Source organism: Anaeromyxobacter sp. SG17, assembly GCF_022690695.1.
Lineage (GTDB): Bacteria > Myxococcota > Myxococcia > Myxococcales > Anaeromyxobacteraceae > Anaeromyxobacter > Anaeromyxobacter soli.
Map to the genome: position 1 here is coordinate 1 of NZ_JALCYX010000007.1, position 15347 is coordinate 15347.

General features: G+C 72.6%; 18 protein-coding genes and 1 tRNA gene. 10 read left to right on the plus strand and 9 right to left on the minus strand.

What is annotated here, in order from left to right; genetic code table 11:
• Positions 1 to 433: homocysteine S-methyltransferase family protein (locus MNY60_RS04945; RefSeq protein WP_242360116.1), on the plus strand; the 433-nt coding region annotated here is incomplete at its 5' end.
• A gap of 9 nt (positions 434 to 442) precedes the next feature.
• Here MNY60_RS04945 and pheA read toward each other — a convergent pair.
• From pheA to MNY60_RS04960, 3 genes are all read right to left on the minus strand, one after another.
• Positions 443 to 1279, minus strand: coding sequence for a prephenate dehydratase (pheA, locus tag MNY60_RS04950; RefSeq protein ID WP_242355530.1), 837 nt, complete (start codon positions 1277 to 1279; stop codon positions 443 to 445).
• Positions 1280 to 1335: 56 nt separating this feature from the next.
• On the minus strand, positions 1336 to 1758 hold the full coding sequence (gene mscL, locus MNY60_RS04955) for a large conductance mechanosensitive channel protein MscL (RefSeq protein WP_242339976.1): 423 nt from the start codon (positions 1756 to 1758) through the stop codon (positions 1336 to 1338).
• Positions 1759 to 1897: 139 nt separating this feature from the next.
• Positions 1898 to 2557 (minus strand): HAD family hydrolase, encoded by a 660-nt coding sequence (locus tag MNY60_RS04960; RefSeq protein ID WP_242360117.1) that lies wholly within the window; start codon positions 2555 to 2557, stop codon positions 1898 to 1900.
• A 66-nt stretch (positions 2558 to 2623) separates the two neighbouring features.
• Here MNY60_RS04960 and MNY60_RS04965 point away from each other — a divergent pair, with 66 nt between their 5' ends.
• From MNY60_RS04965 to MNY60_RS04980, 4 genes are all read left to right on the plus strand, one after another.
• Entirely contained in the window at positions 2624 to 2986 is a 363-nt protein-coding gene (locus MNY60_RS04965) for a hypothetical protein (protein WP_242339974.1), read from the plus strand.
• A 201-nt stretch (positions 2987 to 3187) separates the two neighbouring features.
• Entirely contained in the window at positions 3188 to 3364 is a 177-nt protein-coding gene (locus MNY60_RS04970) for a hypothetical protein (RefSeq protein ID WP_242339973.1), read from the plus strand.
• Between the two features lie 136 nt (positions 3365 to 3500).
• Positions 3501 to 4085 (plus strand): GyrI-like domain-containing protein, encoded by a 585-nt coding sequence (locus tag MNY60_RS04975; RefSeq protein WP_242355523.1) that lies wholly within the window; start codon positions 3501 to 3503, stop codon positions 4083 to 4085.
• A gap of 107 nt (positions 4086 to 4192) precedes the next feature.
• Entirely contained in the window at positions 4193 to 4963 is a 771-nt protein-coding gene (locus MNY60_RS04980; protein WP_242355520.1) for an SDR family NAD(P)-dependent oxidoreductase, read from the plus strand.
• A gap of 29 nt (positions 4964 to 4992) precedes the next feature.
• Here MNY60_RS04980 and dmeF read toward each other — a convergent pair whose 3' ends face one another.
• Positions 4993 to 6021, minus strand: a complete 1029-nt coding sequence (gene dmeF / locus MNY60_RS04985; protein WP_242339970.1) for a CDF family Co(II)/Ni(II) efflux transporter DmeF — start codon at positions 6019 to 6021, stop codon at positions 4993 to 4995.
• Positions 6022 to 6416: 395 nt separating this feature from the next.
• On the opposite strand from dmeF, the gene MNY60_RS04990 reads away from it, so the two are divergent.
• The 5 genes from MNY60_RS04990 to MNY60_RS05010 all read left to right on the plus strand — a co-directional run bounded on the left by MNY60_RS04990 (position 6417) and on the right by MNY60_RS05010 (position 12058).
• Positions 6417 to 7064 (plus strand): hypothetical protein, encoded by a 648-nt coding sequence (locus tag MNY60_RS04990; protein WP_242355518.1) that lies wholly within the window; start codon positions 6417 to 6419, stop codon positions 7062 to 7064.
• Between the two features lie 156 nt (positions 7065 to 7220).
• On the plus strand, positions 7221 to 7421 hold the full coding sequence (locus MNY60_RS04995) for a hypothetical protein (protein ID WP_242339967.1): 201 nt from the start codon (positions 7221 to 7223) through the stop codon (positions 7419 to 7421).
• A gap of 11 nt (positions 7422 to 7432) precedes the next feature.
• Positions 7433 to 10216, plus strand: a complete 2784-nt coding sequence (locus tag MNY60_RS05000; protein WP_242339966.1) for a sensor histidine kinase — start codon at positions 7433 to 7435, stop codon at positions 10214 to 10216.
• Positions 10213 to 10584, plus strand: coding sequence for a response regulator transcription factor (locus tag MNY60_RS05005; protein WP_242339965.1), 372 nt, complete (start codon positions 10213 to 10215; stop codon positions 10582 to 10584). The genes MNY60_RS05000 and MNY60_RS05005 overlap by 4 nt, the downstream gene beginning before the upstream one ends.
• A 28-nt stretch (positions 10585 to 10612) precedes the next feature.
• The gene (locus MNY60_RS05010) at positions 10613 to 12058 is read left to right on the plus strand and encodes a DUF294 nucleotidyltransferase-like domain-containing protein (RefSeq protein ID WP_242360118.1); all 1446 of its coding nucleotides are present in this window, start codon (positions 10613 to 10615) and stop codon (positions 12056 to 12058) included.
• 312 nt (positions 12059 to 12370) lie between these two features.
• On the opposite strand, the gene MNY60_RS05015 is transcribed toward MNY60_RS05010, so the two are convergent.
• From MNY60_RS05015 to MNY60_RS05035, 5 genes are all read right to left on the minus strand, one after another.
• Positions 12371 to 12571 carry a hypothetical protein gene (locus MNY60_RS05015; protein WP_242339963.1) on the minus strand — a complete coding sequence of 67 codons (201 nt, stop codon included), beginning with the start codon at positions 12569 to 12571 and terminating at the stop codon, positions 12371 to 12373.
• Between the two features lie 274 nt (positions 12572 to 12845).
• Positions 12846 to 12917: transfer RNA gene (locus tag MNY60_RS05020), tRNA-Val, on the minus strand.
• A gap of 53 nt (positions 12918 to 12970) precedes the next feature.
• Positions 12971 to 13288, minus strand: a complete 318-nt coding sequence (locus MNY60_RS05025) for a hypothetical protein (protein WP_242339962.1) — start codon at positions 13286 to 13288, stop codon at positions 12971 to 12973.
• Positions 13289 to 13302: 14 nt separating this feature from the next.
• Positions 13303 to 13713 (minus strand): SCP2 sterol-binding domain-containing protein, encoded by a 411-nt coding sequence (locus MNY60_RS05030; protein ID WP_242339961.1) that lies wholly within the window; start codon positions 13711 to 13713, stop codon positions 13303 to 13305.
• A gap of 2 nt (positions 13714 to 13715) precedes the next feature.
• The gene (locus MNY60_RS05035; RefSeq protein WP_242339960.1) at positions 13716 to 15335 is read right to left on the minus strand and encodes an Hsp70 family protein; all 1620 of its coding nucleotides are present in this window, start codon (positions 15333 to 15335) and stop codon (positions 13716 to 13718) included.
• Positions 15336 to 15347 lie beyond the last annotated feature (12 nt).

Consider the following 15347-nt stretch of genomic DNA (forward strand, 5'->3'; position numbering starts at 1 on the left):
CCTCCTCTGGCTCGAGACGCAGCACGATCGGGCCGAGGCGCGCCTCGCCCTGGTCGCGGCGCGAGCCACCGGCCTCGAGGCGGTGGTCACCTTCACCCCCTCCGGCGGGCCGCCGTGGACGCTCACGGACGGCACGCCCGTCGAGGAGGCGCTCCTCGCGATGGCGTCGCTCGGCGCGAGCGCCGCGGGCGTGAACTGCGTCGCCCCCGGGGCGGCGCTCGCGGAGCTCGCGGCGTGGGCGCGGGGTGCCCTCCCCGTCCCCTTCGTGGCGAAGCCGAGCGCGGGGCTGCCGGGCGCGGTGCGAGCGCCGGAAGCCTTCGCGGCGGACCTCTCGCCCGCGCTCCGCGCTGGGGCGGCGCTCGCGGGCGGCTGCTGCGGCGCGACGGGCGATCACCTCCGCGCGGTCGCGGCGAGCTGGCGCGCGATCGCGTAGGCGAACGGGCTACGGGGTCCCGCCGCGCGGGTACGACCCGAGGAGCCAGAGCCGGTGCACGCGCGCGCGGACCCCGGCGAGCGCCTCCGCGCCCGCGGCGTCGAGCCGGTGCGCCTCGAAGTCCAGGAAGAAGACGTAGTGCCCGAGGGCCTGCTTCATCGGGCGGCTCTCGACCTTGGAGAGGTTGATCCCGCGGCTCGCGAGCTCGCCGAGGACCTCGTACAGCCCGCCCGGCCGATCCCGGTCGAGCGTGAAGGCGATGCTGGTGCGGTCGGCGCCGGTCGGCGCCTCGTCGGCCTGCGCGAGCAGGACGAACCGGGTGAAGTTCTCGTCCACGTCCTGGATCGACTCGGCGAGCAGCTCGAGCCCGTAGCGAGCGGCGGCCGCGCGCGAGCCGATGGCGGCCGCGCCCGCGCCCGCCTCTCCCGCCCCGACCTTTCGCGCCGCCTCCGCGGTGGAGTGGGTCGGCTCGAGCGTCACGCCCGGGAGCCGCTCGCCGAGGAAGCGGCTGCACTGCCCGAACGGCTGGGGGTGCGAGAGCACGCGGCGGACCTCCTCGAGCCGCGTGCCGGGGCGCGCGAGGAGGTGCTGGCGGACGGGCAGGAGCAGCTCGCGGCGGATGAGCGGCCCGGGCTCGTGCACGAGGAGATCCAGCGTCGCGCCGACGCTCCCCTCGATCGAGTTCTCGATGGGGAGGAGCGCGCCGTCGACCTCGCCCCGGCGGAGCGCGTGGTAGGCGTCGGCGAAGGTGGGCCGAGGGATCGCCTCGCCGCCGCGGACGAGGTCGCAGCGCGAGACGGCCTCCTCGCTGAACGTGCCGGGAGGGCCGAGGTAGGCGATGCGCATCCTCGACTCTTACCACGGCGCAGAGGCCTCGCCGCGCTCTCGCGCGCCGGCTTCGTTCAGACCTCGGAGGTGCAGGCGCGGCACCGGCGCGCGGCGGCGGGGATCGTCTCGAGGCACTGCGGGCAGGCCTTCGTCGGCGACGGCGCGGCGGGCGGTGGCGCGCGGACGAACGCCTTCAGGACGAGGAACACGACGAGCGCGATGACGCCGAACTCGAGCAGCCTGCCGAGCACCTCGCCGTAGCCGATCGCGTTCCCGCGACCGAGCTCGAGCTTCATCTGCCGCCACTCGTTCTGCCCCGGCAGCAGGAGCCCGACGATCGGCATCACCACGAGCTCGACGATCCCGGAGACGACCTTCCCGATCGCCGCGCCGATCACCACGCCCGCGGCCAGGGCGACCACGTTCTGCTTGAGCAGGAACTCCCGGAACTCCTTCGCGAAGCCGGTCCGGCGCGTCGCCTCGGTAGCGTCCACCATCGTGTCCTCCGTCCAGCGGAGCCGCGCGCGCGTTCGTGCCGCGGGACGGCCGCCCCGCGGGAGCGTAGCCCGGCGTGCGCGCGGGTGGGTGAGGAGCTGCTGCGCCCGGTGGGGTGCGAGCCGTCGCTCCCGGCGACGGCTAATGGCCGGCCGCCGCGGCGAGGGCCGGCAGCGGGGCGAGATCCTCGAGCAGCGCCAGGGCACCCGCGGCGAGGAGCCGCGGGCCATCGCACGCACCGTGGAGGACCCCGTAAGCCCTCACCCCCGCGGCGCGCGCCGCGACGATGTCATGTGGCGAGTCCCCGACGAGGATCGCCTGCGTCGGGGACCGCTCGAGCCGCGCGAGCGCGACGTGCACCGGCTCGGGATCCGGCTTGCACCGCGCGCAGGTGTCGGCGCCCACGATCGCCTGCATGTACCGCAGGAGGCCGGTGTGGCGGAGGGTCCTCAGCGCACCCTCCTCGGTCTTGGCCGTCACCACGCCGATCGGGTGCCCGCTCGCCGCGAGCGACTCGACCACCTGGAGCGCCCCGGGGAAGGCACGCGTCATCCGGTCGTGATTCTCGACCCAGAACTCGCGGTAGCGCGCCACCAGGGGGTCCACGTCCTCCGGGCGGCGCACGAACGAGGCGACCTGCGCCCTGAGCGGGGTGCCGATCCCTGCGATCCACTGGGCGTCGGTCGGGCAGAGGCCGTAGCCCTCGAACGCATGCCGGACCGAGGCGAGGATGAAGGGGACGGTGTCGACGAGCGTGCCGTCGAGGTCGAAGAGGATGGCGATGGGGTCGCGTGCCGACAAGGGACGCGGAGCATAGTGCAAATTCTCCCCTTGCGCCGCGCAGCGAGTGCCTAACGTTCCTTCGAGATGACGGGCGCAGCGATCGTTCGATGGCAGGCGGGGGACGCGGTCGTGCTGGCGGTCCACGGCGCGTTCGACGGCGCGTCGGCCTGGGCGCTGCGCCTCGCCATGGAGGAGTCGGAGGCCACGCGCTTCGTGGTCGACCTCACGCACGCCGAGGAGGCGTTCGAGTTCGCCGCGAGCATCCTCGCGACGTTCAGCCGGCAGTGCTGGCGAACGAAGCAGATCGCCTTCCTGCCGGGCAGCTCAGATCACGCCCGCCTGCTCTCCGGCTTCGGGCTCGAGGTGCTCGAGGACGAGGTCGCCGCCGGGCTCCCCCTCGCGCTGGCGTGGTCGGCCGAGGACCTTGAGCCGGGCGCGACCGCCTGACGATTCACCCTCAGTCCAACGCGGCCTCGCGCCGCGGACGGGCCGTCGCAGGGCCAGGGGCGCGAGATCACGAGAAGAACACCGCCCCACACAGCGGCCTACGACCGGGATCGTGGGACTCCCGGGTCGGAGGTTCTGCGCGAATACTCGCAAGCGTTGGTTCCGCGACCCGGTCCGCCGTAACCCGATTCCGGAGGAACCATGGACCGCATCCACTTCGTTGCGAAGAACGCGGCGCTGTGCGGAGCAGTCGAGGCACGCTGGTGCACGATCCTCCAGGAGACGGTCACCTGCGCCGAGTGCCGGCGCCGGCTGCGCGAGCGAGAAAGGTCCCAGGACTCGCGCTGCGAGCTCCCGGCGCTCACGCCGAACACCTGAGCGGGCGGGGAGCGCCAGGCGGCGGGGCCGGTGCGCGGGCCCTGACGCAGCTGCTCCCTCCGCGAGCTCGTGCGGCGCGGGCTTGCGTCCTCGCCCGAGCGTGCGCGTTGTTTCCCCCAGAGCCTGGGAGGTGGTCATGGAGGGAGCGCACGCGGCCGAGCCGCCGCTGACCGGTCGCGGCGAATACGCCGCAGCGGAGGCGCCGCGCCTCGTGACCGTCGAGCCGGCGCGGTACCTCGCCAAGGTCGGGCGGGGCGAGCCCGGAGGCGGCGCCTTCCAGGCGGACGTGGCCGCGCTGTTCGCGGTGGCCGGCGAGCTGGCGCGCCGCGGTGTCCCGACCGAGCCCGGGTTCCTCGAGGCGCTCTGGTGGACCCCCGACGTCACGCGGGGGACGTTCACGTGGGAGCTGCTCCTGCGCCTCGCCGACGCCGCGCCCGGACGCGTCGCGCTGGCCGAGGCCGCTGCCGCCGTCGCCGAGGCGTCGCCGCTCGCGCGCGACGTCCGCATCCAGGAGCTCTCCGAGGGTGAGTGCCTGCAGACGCTCCACCGCGGGCGCTACGACGCCGTGGGCCCGGCCGTCGCGCGCCTCGAGGCCGCGGCGCAGGAGGAGGGGCGCCGCCTCGCCCCTCCGATCCACGAGATCTACCTGAACGGTCCGCCCACGCCGCCGGACGCGCTGCTCACCATCGTGCGCCACCCGCTCGCGCCGTTCGAGCACTGAGGACCGAGGGCGCGCTGCTCGGCACGCCGTGCGCGATCGCGGTGGCGCGCCGACGCGCCCGGCCGCGCGCGAGGCGAGCGGGACTCGAGCCGCGCTACACTCGCGCCATGGACCTCGGCCTCAGCGGGAAGATCGCGATCGTGACCGGCGGTAGCCGCGGGATCGGGCGCGCCATCGCCGTCGAGCTCGCACGCGAGGGAGCGCGCGTCGCGATCGGCGCGCGGGGGGAGGCCGCGCTCGGCGAGACGCTGCGCGCGCTCGAGGCCGAGGGACCCGGGCCGCACCTCGCCCTCCCCTGCGATCTGACCACGGCGGAGGGGGTCGACGCCCTCGTCCGGGCGGCGGCGGAGCGCCTGGGGGGCGTGGATCTGCTCGTGAACAACGTGGGCGGCTCGGGCGCGCGCCGCCTGGCCGAGGCGGACGAGGCGGACTTCCGCGCGGTGCTCGACCGGAACCTCTTCCCCGCGCTGCGCGCGAGCCTGCGGGTCATCCCCGAGCTGCGGCGCCGCGGCGGCGGCGCGATCGTGATGATCGCGTCGATCTGGGGACGCGAGGCCGGGGGCGGGCCTTCCTACAACATCGCGAAGGCCGCGGAGCTGAGCCTCGCGAAGGCCCTCGCCGGAGAGGTCGCCGCGGACGGGATCCGCGTGAACGCGGTCGCGCCCGGCTCGATCGAGTTCCCCGGCGGCGGCTGGGAGCGCCGCCGGCTGGCCGACCCGGAGGGCATCGCCGAGTTCGTGCGCCGCGAGATCCCGGGCGGGCGCTTCGGGCGTCCCGAGGAGGTCGCCGCGGTCGTGGCCTTCCTCTTGTCGCAGCGCGCGAGCTGGGTGAACGGTGCGTGCTGGGTGGTGGACGGCGGTCAGAGCCGGACGTTCTGAGCCGAGGCGGCCGCGATCGAGGACGGCGGTCAGGCCGCGCCGCGCGAGCCGCCCGCCTCGCAGCGGTGCACCTCGACGGTGACGTGCGCGAGATCCGGGAAGCGCGCGAGCCGCTGCTTGTAGGCGGCCGGGGGGCGCGGGTCCTCGGTCACGACCGAGACGATCGCCCCGAGGTGGCGCGGGCCGACGCGCCAGACATGCAGATCCGCGAGCCGATCGCCGCCCTCCTCGAGCGCCGAACGGATCTCCTCGCGACGTCCGGGCGCCACCTCCGCGTCGAGCAGCACGGCGGAGGTGTCCCGCAGGAGCCCCACGGACCAGCGGGCGATGACCAGCGCACCGACGATGCCCATCACCGGATCCATCCAGGTCCAGCCGAGCGTCTTGCCCGCGAGGAGCGCCACGATCGCGAACACGGAGGTGAGCGCGTCGGCGAGCACGTGGAGGTAGGCAGCGCGGAGGTTGTGGTCTCGGTGGCCGTGGCGGGACGCGTGGGCGTGCCCCGCGCCGGGATCCCCGGGGCCGGGGTGGTCGTGCGCGGGGTCCTCCTCGTGATCCTGATCGTGGTCGTGATCGTGGGCATGGCCGTGGTCGTGCCCGTGGTCCTCGCGCAGGAGGAACGCACAGAAGAGGTTCACGGCGAGGCCGATGCAGGCGACCAGGATCGCCTGATCGAAGCGGATCGAGACCGGCGAGGCGAGCCGGACGGAGCTCTCGGCGAGCACGAGGAACGCGATGACCGCGAGCCCCACCGCGCTCGCGAACCCGCCCAGGGCGCCGACCTTGCCGGTGCCGAAGGTGTAACGCGGGTCGGCGGCGTGCCTTCGTGCGTAGGCGTAGGCGAACGCGGCGACCGAGAGGGCCGCCGCGTGCGTTCCCATGTGCCAGCCGTCCGCGAGGAGCGCCATCGACCGGAACAGCATCCCGGCGGCGATCTCCGCGACCATCATCGCGAGCGTGAGCCCGACCACCCAGCGGGTGCGCCGCTCGGCGCGCGCCGGCTCCTGCCCGACGAAGGCGTGCTCGTGCCGCCAGCTCTCGACGCTCTCCGCGTGCATGTCGCCCTCCGCCCGGGCCTGAGCCCCGAGCGGGCGCACCATAACGCAGCCGTGACCCGCGCGCGCGCTCCGCGTGCGAGCGGCTGCTCCCCTGGTGTCAGCCCGGCGTGGCGGCCTCAAGAAAGCAGGCTTGCGGTCACCTCCCCGCCGTGGCCGTGCAGGGGGTCGTCACAGCGGGTGCGACCGGGTTTCACGCACAGTCGTTATCACGGGTTGTGCGGACCATCCCGGAATCTCCGCTGCATTCGACACGTTGCACGCGCCGCAGGGGTCGTCACCTACGGTGGAACCCGTCGCCTGGTCCATGGACGGCGGGATACCGGGCGATGGCTCGCCTGCCTAACTCCCCCCCTGCGCGCCAATCAAGGCCGCCTCTTCCAGGACAGGGGAATCAGATGAAGCTCCTCAGCAAGCTGCTCGTGGCGTTCGTCGTGCTCTCCGGAACTGCGTACGCGCAGTCCGCCAAGGTCGACATGGGGATGGGAGTGCTGAAGGCGCTGCCGAAGGCGGCGGCCGCCGGCGCCGGTGAGTGGCAGACCCTCATGACGGGCAGCATCCACACGTCGTCCCAGAAGGACCTCATGTTCGGCGTGTCGCTCGTCACCTCGCTGTTCACCGACACCACGGTGGCGAGCAGCCAGTACCGCAAGAGCGAGGCCGAGGCCGAGGCGAAGATCGAGGTCCGCGTGCTGGTCGACGGCAACGAGGCGGCGCCCAACGAGGTGACGTTCGATCGCCGGCGCCAGTACCTGATGGCGCAGTTCGACGGCTTCAGCTGCCAGATCCTCGCCGACGGCACCGTCGCGCTCGACGGCTGCGCGTATCAGGACGAGATCCTCCAGCTCGTGCTCGACACCGAGGCGGCCCACGCGTTCTTCTTCGGCGCCGCGAACGTGGACGTCGGCTACCACACCATCACGGTCCAGGCCCGCACGACGACCTCCACGACCGGCCTCGCGAACGCCCAGGCGCTCATCGGGAAGGCCGCGTTCACGGTCGAGGAAGTGCGGCTCGTGAACGGCGCCACCATCGAGCTCAAGTAGCCTGCTCGAAAAGCCCCGCGGTGAGGGCGCCTCGCACGAACGGGGGCGCCCTTTGCTCGTCCGTCGCATTCGAATGCCGTCCGAGCGATCCGGGCCGTCCCGCATGGGCCGCGAGGAGCGCGCTATAGTGCACCTCGACCTGCGGTCGGAGGCGCGATGAGCCGCTCGGGCACGACGGGGCCGCGCCTGGTCGCCATCTTCCTGATGGGCGGCGCGCTGCTGAACTACCCGATCCTCTTCCTCTTCGCGCGTCCCGGCGAGCTCGCCGGGATCCCCCTGCTCTACGCCTACGTGTTCGCGGTGTGGATCCTGATCATCCTCCTCATGGCGCTCGTCATCGAGCGGGCGCGGGTCTAGGAGCGGGGCCCATGCTCCAGCGCTGGGTGATCGGCGTCGCCTCGTTCGCCTACCTCGGCGTGCTGTTCGCGATCGCGTACTACGGCGACCGGCGCGCCGCCGCCGGCCGGTCGCTCATCGCGAACCCGTACATCTACGCCCTGTCGCTCGCGGTGTACTGCACCACCTGGACGTTCTACGGCAGCGTGGGCCGCGCGGCGTCGAGCGGCGTCGGCTTCCTCCCCGTCTACCTCGGGCCGACGCTCATGGTGCCGCTGTGGTGGTACGTGATGCGGAAGATCCTCCGCATCAGCAAGGCCTACCGCATCACCTCGATCGCCGACTTCGTCGCCTCGCGCTACGGCAAGAGCCAGCTGCTCGGCGGGCTCGTGACGATCATCGCCGTGCTCGGCGTCATCCCCTACATCTCGCTCCAGCTCAAGGCGATCTCCGGCAGCTTCACGATCCTCCTGCACTATCCGGGCATCGTCATGCCGGGCAAGGCGCAGGCGCAGCCGTTCCTGCAGGACAGCGCCCTCTACATCGCGCTCATGCTGGCCGCCTTCACGATCCTGTTCGGCACCCGCCACCTCGACGCCACCGAGCGCCACGAGGGGCTCGTGGCGGCCATCGCCTTCGAGTCGGTCGTGAAGCTGCTCGCGTTCCTGGTCGTCGGGGCGTTCGTGACGTTCGGCATGTACCGCGGCTTCGGCGAGGTCTTCCGGCTCGCCGAGCGCACGCCGGAGCTGCGCGGGCTCCTCACCGTGCCGAGCACGAGCGGCAGCTACGTGACCTGGGCGTTCCTGACGCTCCTGTCGATGCTGTCGATCATGTTCCTGCCGCGGCAGTTCCAGATCACCGTCGTCGAGAACGTGGACGAGGACCACCTCGGCAAGGCGATCTGGCTCTTCCCGCTGTACCTCCTGCTCATCAACGTCTTCGTCCTGCCGGTCGCCATCGGCGGGCTCTCCCTCCTCGCTGAGGCGGGCGTGGACGCGGACACCTTCGTGCTCACCCTGCCGATCTCCCAGCAGAAGGAGGCGCTGACGCTCTTCGTGTTCATCGGCGGTCTCTCCGCCGGCACCGGGATGGTGATCGTGGAGACGATCGCGCTCTCCACCATGGTCTGCAACGACCTCGTCATGCCGGTGCTGCTGCGGCTGAAGTCCCTGCGCCTCAACGCGTGGCGCGACGTCTCGGGCCTCTTGCTCTCGATCCGCCGGCTGGCGATCGGGGCGATCCTCCTCCTCGGCTACGTCTACTTCCGCGTCGCGGGCGACGCGTACGCCCTCGTCGCGATCGGCCTCATCTCCTTCGCGGCGGTCGCCCAGTTCGCGCCGGCGATCCTCGGCGGCATCTACTGGCGCGGCGGCACCCGCTCCGGCGCGATCGCCGGGCTCTCCGGCGGGTTCGTCGTCTGGGCCTACACCCTGCTCCTCCCGTCCTTCGCCAAGTCGGGGTGGCTGCCCGCGCGCTTCCTCACCGACGGGCTCTTCGGCCTCGCCCTGCTCCGGCCCCAGGAGCTGTTCGGGCTCGTGGGCATGGACGAGATCCCGCACGCCCTGTTCTGGAGCATGCTCGCGAACATCGGCCTCTACGTGGGCGTGTCGGTCGCGAGCCGGCCCGGCGTCGCCGAGACGAGCCAGGCGACCCTGTTCGTCGACGTCTTCGAGCGCACCCACGCCTTCGACCGGTCCCGCTTCTGGCGCGGCAGCGCCTCGGTGCAGGATCTGCTCCCCCTCACCGGGCGGTTCCTCGGACCGGACCGCGCGAGGGAGGCCTTCCTCGCCTACGCGCGGCGACGCGGGTGCGCGTCGCTCGACGCCCTGCCCGCCGACGCCGATCTCGTCCACTTCGCCGAGACCCAGCTCGCCGGCGCGATCGGGGGCGCCTCGGCGCGCGTCCTCGTCGCCTCCGTGGTGCAGGAGGAGCCGGTCTCGATCGACGAGGTGATGGACATCCTCGACGAGGCGTCGCAGGTGCGCGCCTACAGCCGCGAGCTCGAGCAGAAGTCGCGCGAGCTCGAGACCGCGACCGCCGAGCTGCGCGCGGCGAACGCCCAGCTCCAGGAGCTCGACCGGATGAAGGACGAGTTCATGTCCAGCGTCACCCACGAGCTCCGGACGCCGCTCACGTCGATCCGCGCCTTCTCCGAGATCCTCAGGGAGGATCCCCGCACGAACCTCGCCGACCGCTCGCGCTTCCTCGCCATCATCGTCAAGGAGACCGAGCGGCTCACCCGCCTCATCAACCAGCTCCTCGACATGGCGAAGATCGAGTCGGGCAGCGCGGAGTGGCACACCTCCGAGCTCGACGTGCAGGAGGCCATCCAGGACTCGGTCGACGCGACGAGCCAGCTGTTCCGCGACAGCGGCGTCGAGCTCACGGTTTCGTTCGCGCCGGCGCCGCGCGTCCGCGCCGACCGCGACCGCCTCGTGCAGGTGCTCATGAACCTCCTGTCGAACGCGGTGAAGTTCTGCCCGCGCGGCGGCCGCGTGGAGGTCCGGCTCGCGCCGGCGCCGGACGGCGTGCGGGTGGACGTGCAGGACAGCGGCCCCGGGATCGGCGCGGCCGACCAGGAGCTCATCTTCGAGAAGTTCCGGCAGGTGAGCGACACGCTGACCGGCAAGCCCCGCGGGACGGGCCTCGGCCTGCCCATCAGCCGCAGGATCGTCGAGCACTTCGGGGGACGGCTCTGGGTCGAGAGCGAGCCCGGCCACGGCGCGACGTTCTCGTTCGTGCTGCCGCTCGACGCGGGCGCCCGCGCCGCCGGCGAGGCTCCGCGCGTGGCGGAGCGGAAGGAGGTCGGGCGATGAGCAAGCGCGTGCTGATCGTGGACGACGAGCCGAGCATCGTCATCTCGCTCGAGTACCTCCTGCAGCGCGAGGGCTACGAGACGGCGGTCGCCCCGGACGGCGAGGCGGCGCTCGAGGCGATGGCGGCGGCGCCCGACCTGGTGGTGCTCGACGTGATGCTGCCCAAGCTGAACGGCTTCGAGGTGTGCGAGCGCATCCGCGCCGACCCGCGGTGGCGGGGGACGAAGATCCTCATGCTCACCGCCAGGGGCCGCGACACCGAGGTGGCCCGGGGGCTCCGGGCCGGCGCCGACGCGTACGTGACGAAGCCGTTCTCCACGAAGGAGCTCCTGGCGCAGATGAAGGACCTGCTCGGCGTCCGGCGCTGAGCCTCGCGCGAGCGACGGAGGAGCGACCGTGGGGACCGAGGGGCGACGCGCGACGCTGTCGATGTTCAGCCCGCTGGCGGCGATCATCCGCCGCCCCGCGGTGACGGTGCCGCTCGACGCGACCCTCCGGGTGGCGCTCGAGCGCATGGAGCGGACGCGCATCGACTCCATCGTGGTGACGGACCGGACGGGAGACGTCCCACTCGGCATCTTCACCCTGCGCGACCTCCTCCGGCGCGTCACGCTGCCCGGCGGCGACCTGCAGCAGCCGATCGCCGCGGCGATGACGGGCGGCCTCGTCACGCTCCGGCCCCAGGCGACCGCGCACCAGGCCGCGCTGCTGATGGCCCGGAACGCCATGGGACACGTCGTGGTGGTGGACGGCGAGGGGCGGCTCGCCGGCGTCGTGTCGCGGGACGATCTCTTCGGGCTCCAGCGGGTCGGCCTCGGCGAGGTGAGCGGCGAGATCGCCGCGGCGAAGGACCTCGCCGCGCTCCGCGGCGCGGCGGCGGAGATCCGGCACCTGGCGATCGGCCTCGTGGCCCAGGGCGTCGGCGCGGAGCTGCTCACCCACTTCACCTCGACGCTCACCGATCTGCTCACCATCCGGATCATCGACCTGACGATCGACGAGCACGACCTGCCGCCGGTGCCGTTCTGCTGGATCGCCCTCGGGTCGGAGGGCCGCCTCGAGCAGACGTTCAGCACCGACCAGGACAACGGCCTCGTCTTCGAGGCCGAGGAGGCGGACGCCGCGGAGGTCCGCGCGGCGCTCGTCCCGTTCGCGCGGGCGGTGAACGAGAAGCTCGACGCCTGCGGCTTCCCCCTCTGCAAGGGGGGCATCATGGCGGGCAACCCGCAGTGGTGCCTCACCCTCGACGAGTGGCGGCGCGCCTTCGGGCGCTGGATCCACGAGCCGCAGGCGCAGGCGCTCCTCCACGCCTCCGTCTTCTTCGACCTCAGGCCGATCCACGGGGCCGACCGCCTCGCGGAGCAGCTCCGGGAGTGGCTCCTCGCCGAGACTGCGGAGCGGCCGCTCTTCCTGCGCGTCCTGGCCGAGAACGCGCTCACGTGCCAGCCGCCGCTCGGCACGCTCCGCGACTTCGTCTTCGACAACCGGGCGAAGGACTTCCCCCACACGCTCGAGCTCAAGACCTACGGCTCGCGACCGTTCGTGGACGCCGCGCGCATCCTCGCGCTCGCCCACCGCATCCCGCACACGAGCAGCGCCGAGCGCCTCCGTGCGGTCGCGGACGCCGGGCACCTCGGCTCCGGCAGCGTCGCCGCCCTCGTCGACGCCTTCTACTTCATCCACCTGCTCCGCCTGCGAAACCAGGCGACGCACGCGCCGGGCGAGGGCGCGAACCGGGTGGACCCGAGGGAGCTCAACGACCTCGACCGCCACGTCCTCAAGGAGGCGTTCCGGCAGGCGCGCAGGCTGCAAGGCCTCGTCGCCCGCGAGTACGAGCTGTGATCGTGCGCGGGGCGCGACCCGGGGGGCGACGGGCAGGCGCTCTAGCCGACCGAGAAGGGCGAGCTCGGTCGTGATGGCGATGGCGCTCCGGAGCGTGCGGTACAGGGGGCACGCGTCCGCGAAGAAGCCGTGCACGCGCTCGGCGGTCTCCCGCTGCTCGGCGCTCCCTTTCAGCTCCAGGACCACGTGGATGCGCCGGATGACGAGCACGCGCTCCTCGAGCTCGACCTCGCCCGTGACCCGCGCACGGAGCCTGTCGCCGGTGGCCGGGATCTGGCGCGCCTCCAGCGCGCCTCCGAAGGTGCCGAGCAGTCAGCCGCCGGTGGCGCCGATGACGTAGTCGAGCGTCGTCGCATGGGGCTCGAACGTGCCGGGCGCCCTACCGTAGTGCTCCGCGACCGCGCCGTGGGTCCCGAAGAGCACGGGCTCGGGCTCGGCAGGGAGGTGGGCTCTCCGGATCGAGCCCGCGAGCCGCTCGATGACGATCTCCGGGCGATACGCGACGTCCGCCATGGCGGCCTCCTGGCGCGGGGCGGACGCGTCGTGCGCCGCGCGCCGCAACTCACCCTGTAGCAGGGCGCCTCGGTGCGCGCAGCCCCGCGAGCGTCCTGCCGGCGATGGCCCGTCCGGCCCCCGGAGGTCACCCTGGGTGACGCACGGCCACGCTCGGCAGCCGCGGATCGTCGCTGCCGAGAGGACGCGGGGTTTCCCGGCGGGTAGGCGCCCGAGGCGACCCTCCAGAAAAGGGAAAGGGGCTGGCGTCTCCGCCAACCCCTCGATCTTCTTGTGGGCGCTGCAGGTTTCGAACCTGCGACCCCAGCCGTGTGAAGGCTGTGCTCTACCGCTGAGCTAAGCGCCCCGGTGCAACGAGGCGGCGGAGTATGCCGTCGGTCCCGGGTCGTGTCAACGAGCTCAATGCGTCGTGGGACCGTCCGGTCCGTCGCCCGGCCGACCCGGCTCGTCGAGCCGGTGCGAGAGCTCCCGCGCCTTGCGCTTGATGCGGGCGAGCTGCTTCGCGAGCTCCTGGTAATCCTGCCGGCCGGGCACGCCCGCGGCCTTCATGAAGCGGGTCTGCGCCTCCTCGAGCCGCTTGCGACCGCGCTGCGCGGCGCCCACGGCGCGCGCCACGGCCTCCTGGCCGCGCGGGTCCTTGAGGACCGCCTCCGTCGCCTGGGTGACGAGCCGGGTCCCCGTCTCGAGGAGCCGCTCTGCGAAGCCCTTGCGCGCCATCCGTCTCCGCCTCCTCAGGGGAACTCGGTCACGACGGCGCAGAGCGCCGCATCGACCACGTAACGGAATCCGCTCCGCCGCACCAGCGCCTCGAGGTCACCTTCGACCCGGACGCGGCCGGAGATCGCGGCCTTCACGGGGTCGCCCCCGTTGAAGAGCCCCTTCCATGTGCCGTAGGGCGCGCGCACGACGTAGGCGGGCTCGAGCTCGAGGAGATCGTCGGGATCCTCGAGCAGACGCCACTCCACGATCTGCCCGCGCGCGTGGCGCGCGTAGGCCGCCACGTCCGCCTTCCAGGCGGGCCTCTCCGCCTCGACCACGAAGGCGGCGTCGGCGCCGAGCCCGGCGAGCGCCCTCGCGAGGTCCGGCTGCCGGTTGAGCGCGGCGGCGACCGCGTCGATCCACTCGCGAGATCCGAAGCGCATCGCTAGCCCCGCTTCAGCCACCCGAAGATGCCGCCGCGGCGCTCGCCCGCGTCGCCCTCGGCGGCGCGACCGCCCTCCCCCGCCGCCCGCCCGCGCGCGTCCTCGGCGAGCGCGCGCCGGATCGCCTCGGGCGTGTCGCGCGTCGCGAGCTCGAGCTCGGTCATGCCCTTCACCGGATCGTCGAAGCTCACCTTGAGCAGGCACTCCTCGTCGAGCCTGAAGTCGATGCGCCGGCCCGTCGCCGCCGCGGGCAGCCGGATCGAGCCGAGGAACTCGTCGTCCACCACGTGGTCCGAGTCGCCCTGGTAGATGTCGATCTCGATGGGCTTCCCCGGCTCGCGCGGCGGCGGGAGGCGGAAGCTCTTCGAGGCGGGGATGGTGGTGTTCTTCTCGAGCACCCGGCGGAACAGGTTCTGCGGCGTGGCGATGCCGATGGGCATCGACAGCACGTCCACGAGCGTCACCGAGTCGATCTGGCCGAGGGAGTCGCCCAGGATCGCCGCGCCGAGCGCGACGCACTCGTCGGGGTGGACGCCCTTGCGCGCCGGCTTGCCGAAGTGCTGCTGGATCTTCTGCTGGACGAGCGGCATCCGGCTCTGCCCGCCGACGAGGATGATCTCGTCGATGTCCTGCGGGCGGAGCCGCTTGTCGGCGAGCACCTGGTCGCACAGCTCGAAGGTGCGGTCGACGAGGTCCATCGTGAGGTCGTCGAGCTGCTGGCGGGAGAGCGGCACGCGGACGTCGAGCGGGCGCCCCTTCTTCTCCTCGATGTAGGGCAGGTCGATCGTGACGTTCGGGATGAGCGACAGGTCGATCTTCGCCGCCTCGGCGCCCTTCTTGACCCGCTGCATCGCGATGGGCGAGCCGGCGAGGTCGATCTTGTGCTGCCGCCAGAAGTCCTCGAGGACGTAGTCGATGATGCGGTTGTCGAAGTCCACGCCGCCGAGGAACGTGTCGCCGCCGGTCGCCAGCACCTCGAAGACGTTGCCCTGGAGCTGGAGCACCGAGACGTCGAACGTCCCGCCGCCGAGGTCGTAGACCAGGATCTTCTGGTCGAGCGCGCGCCCGAACCCGTACGCGAGCGCGGCCGCGGTCGGCTCGTTCACGATCCGTCTCACCTCGAACCCGGCCAGCCGTCCGGCCTCGCGCACCGCCTGGCGCTGGGCGTCGGAGTAATAGGCCGGCACCGAGATGACCGCCTCGTCGATGTCCTTCTGCAGGAACTGGCCGGCGATCTTCTTGATGTGCGCGAGCACCATCGCGGAGATCTCGGGGAGCGTGAGGATCTTGCCCCCCAGCGTCACCGCCGCGTCGCCGTTCGGCCCCTCGACGATGTCGTACGAATAGTAGTTGCGCAGCTCCTGGACGACCTTGGAGCTCCACTTGCGCCCGATGAGCCGCTTCGCGCCGTAGATGGTGTTCTTCGGGTTCGTGACGAGCTGGTCCTTCGCCACGGCGCCGACGAGGAAGTCGGCCTTGTCCGAGAGCGCCACGACCGTGGGCAGGATGAGGTTGCCGCGGTCGGTCGGGACCACCTTGGGGAGCCGGCTGCGGACGTGCGCGACGCAGGCGTTGGTCGTGCCGAGATCGATGCCGAGGACGGGCTTCTCGCGGGCGGCCATGTGCCCGGATCC

What these genes read in the sequence shown, in the direction of transcription:
- pheA (WP_242355530.1), bottom strand. Translation starts at nt 1,279, where the DNA reads ATGCGCATCGCCTACCTCGGCCCTCCCGGCACGTTCAGCGAGGAGGCC.
- mscL (WP_242339976.1), bottom strand. Translation starts at nt 1,758, where the DNA reads ATGGTGGACGCTACCGAGGCGACGCGCCGGACCGGCTTCGCGAAGGAG.
- MNY60_RS04965 (WP_242339974.1), top strand. Translation starts at nt 2,624, where the DNA reads ATGACGGGCGCAGCGATCGTTCGATGGCAGGCGGGGGACGCGGTCGTG.
- MNY60_RS04970 (WP_242339973.1), top strand. Translation starts at nt 3,188, where the DNA reads ATGGACCGCATCCACTTCGTTGCGAAGAACGCGGCGCTGTGCGGAGCA.
- MNY60_RS04975 (WP_242355523.1), top strand. Translation starts at nt 3,501, where the DNA reads ATGGAGGGAGCGCACGCGGCCGAGCCGCCGCTGACCGGTCGCGGCGAA.
- MNY60_RS04980 (WP_242355520.1), top strand. Translation starts at nt 4,193, where the DNA reads ATGGACCTCGGCCTCAGCGGGAAGATCGCGATCGTGACCGGCGGTAGC.
- dmeF (WP_242339970.1), bottom strand. Translation starts at nt 6,021, where the DNA reads ATGCACGCGGAGAGCGTCGAGAGCTGGCGGCACGAGCACGCCTTCGTC.
- MNY60_RS04990 (WP_242355518.1), top strand. Translation starts at nt 6,417, where the DNA reads ATGAAGCTCCTCAGCAAGCTGCTCGTGGCGTTCGTCGTGCTCTCCGGA.
- MNY60_RS04995 (WP_242339967.1), top strand. Translation starts at nt 7,221, where the DNA reads ATGAGCCGCTCGGGCACGACGGGGCCGCGCCTGGTCGCCATCTTCCTG.
- MNY60_RS05000 (WP_242339966.1), top strand. Translation starts at nt 7,433, where the DNA reads ATGCTCCAGCGCTGGGTGATCGGCGTCGCCTCGTTCGCCTACCTCGGC.
- MNY60_RS05005 (WP_242339965.1), top strand. Translation starts at nt 10,213, where the DNA reads ATGAGCAAGCGCGTGCTGATCGTGGACGACGAGCCGAGCATCGTCATC.
- MNY60_RS05015 (WP_242339963.1), bottom strand. Translation starts at nt 12,571, where the DNA reads ATGGCGGACGTCGCGTATCGCCCGGAGATCGTCATCGAGCGGCTCGCG.
- MNY60_RS05025 (WP_242339962.1), bottom strand. Translation starts at nt 13,288, where the DNA reads ATGGCGCGCAAGGGCTTCGCAGAGCGGCTCCTCGAGACGGGGACCCGG.
- MNY60_RS05030 (WP_242339961.1), bottom strand. Translation starts at nt 13,713, where the DNA reads ATGCGCTTCGGATCTCGCGAGTGGATCGACGCGGTCGCCGCCGCGCTC.
- MNY60_RS05035 (WP_242339960.1), bottom strand. Translation starts at nt 15,335, where the DNA reads ATGGCCGCCCGCGAGAAGCCCGTCCTCGGCATCGATCTCGGCACGACC.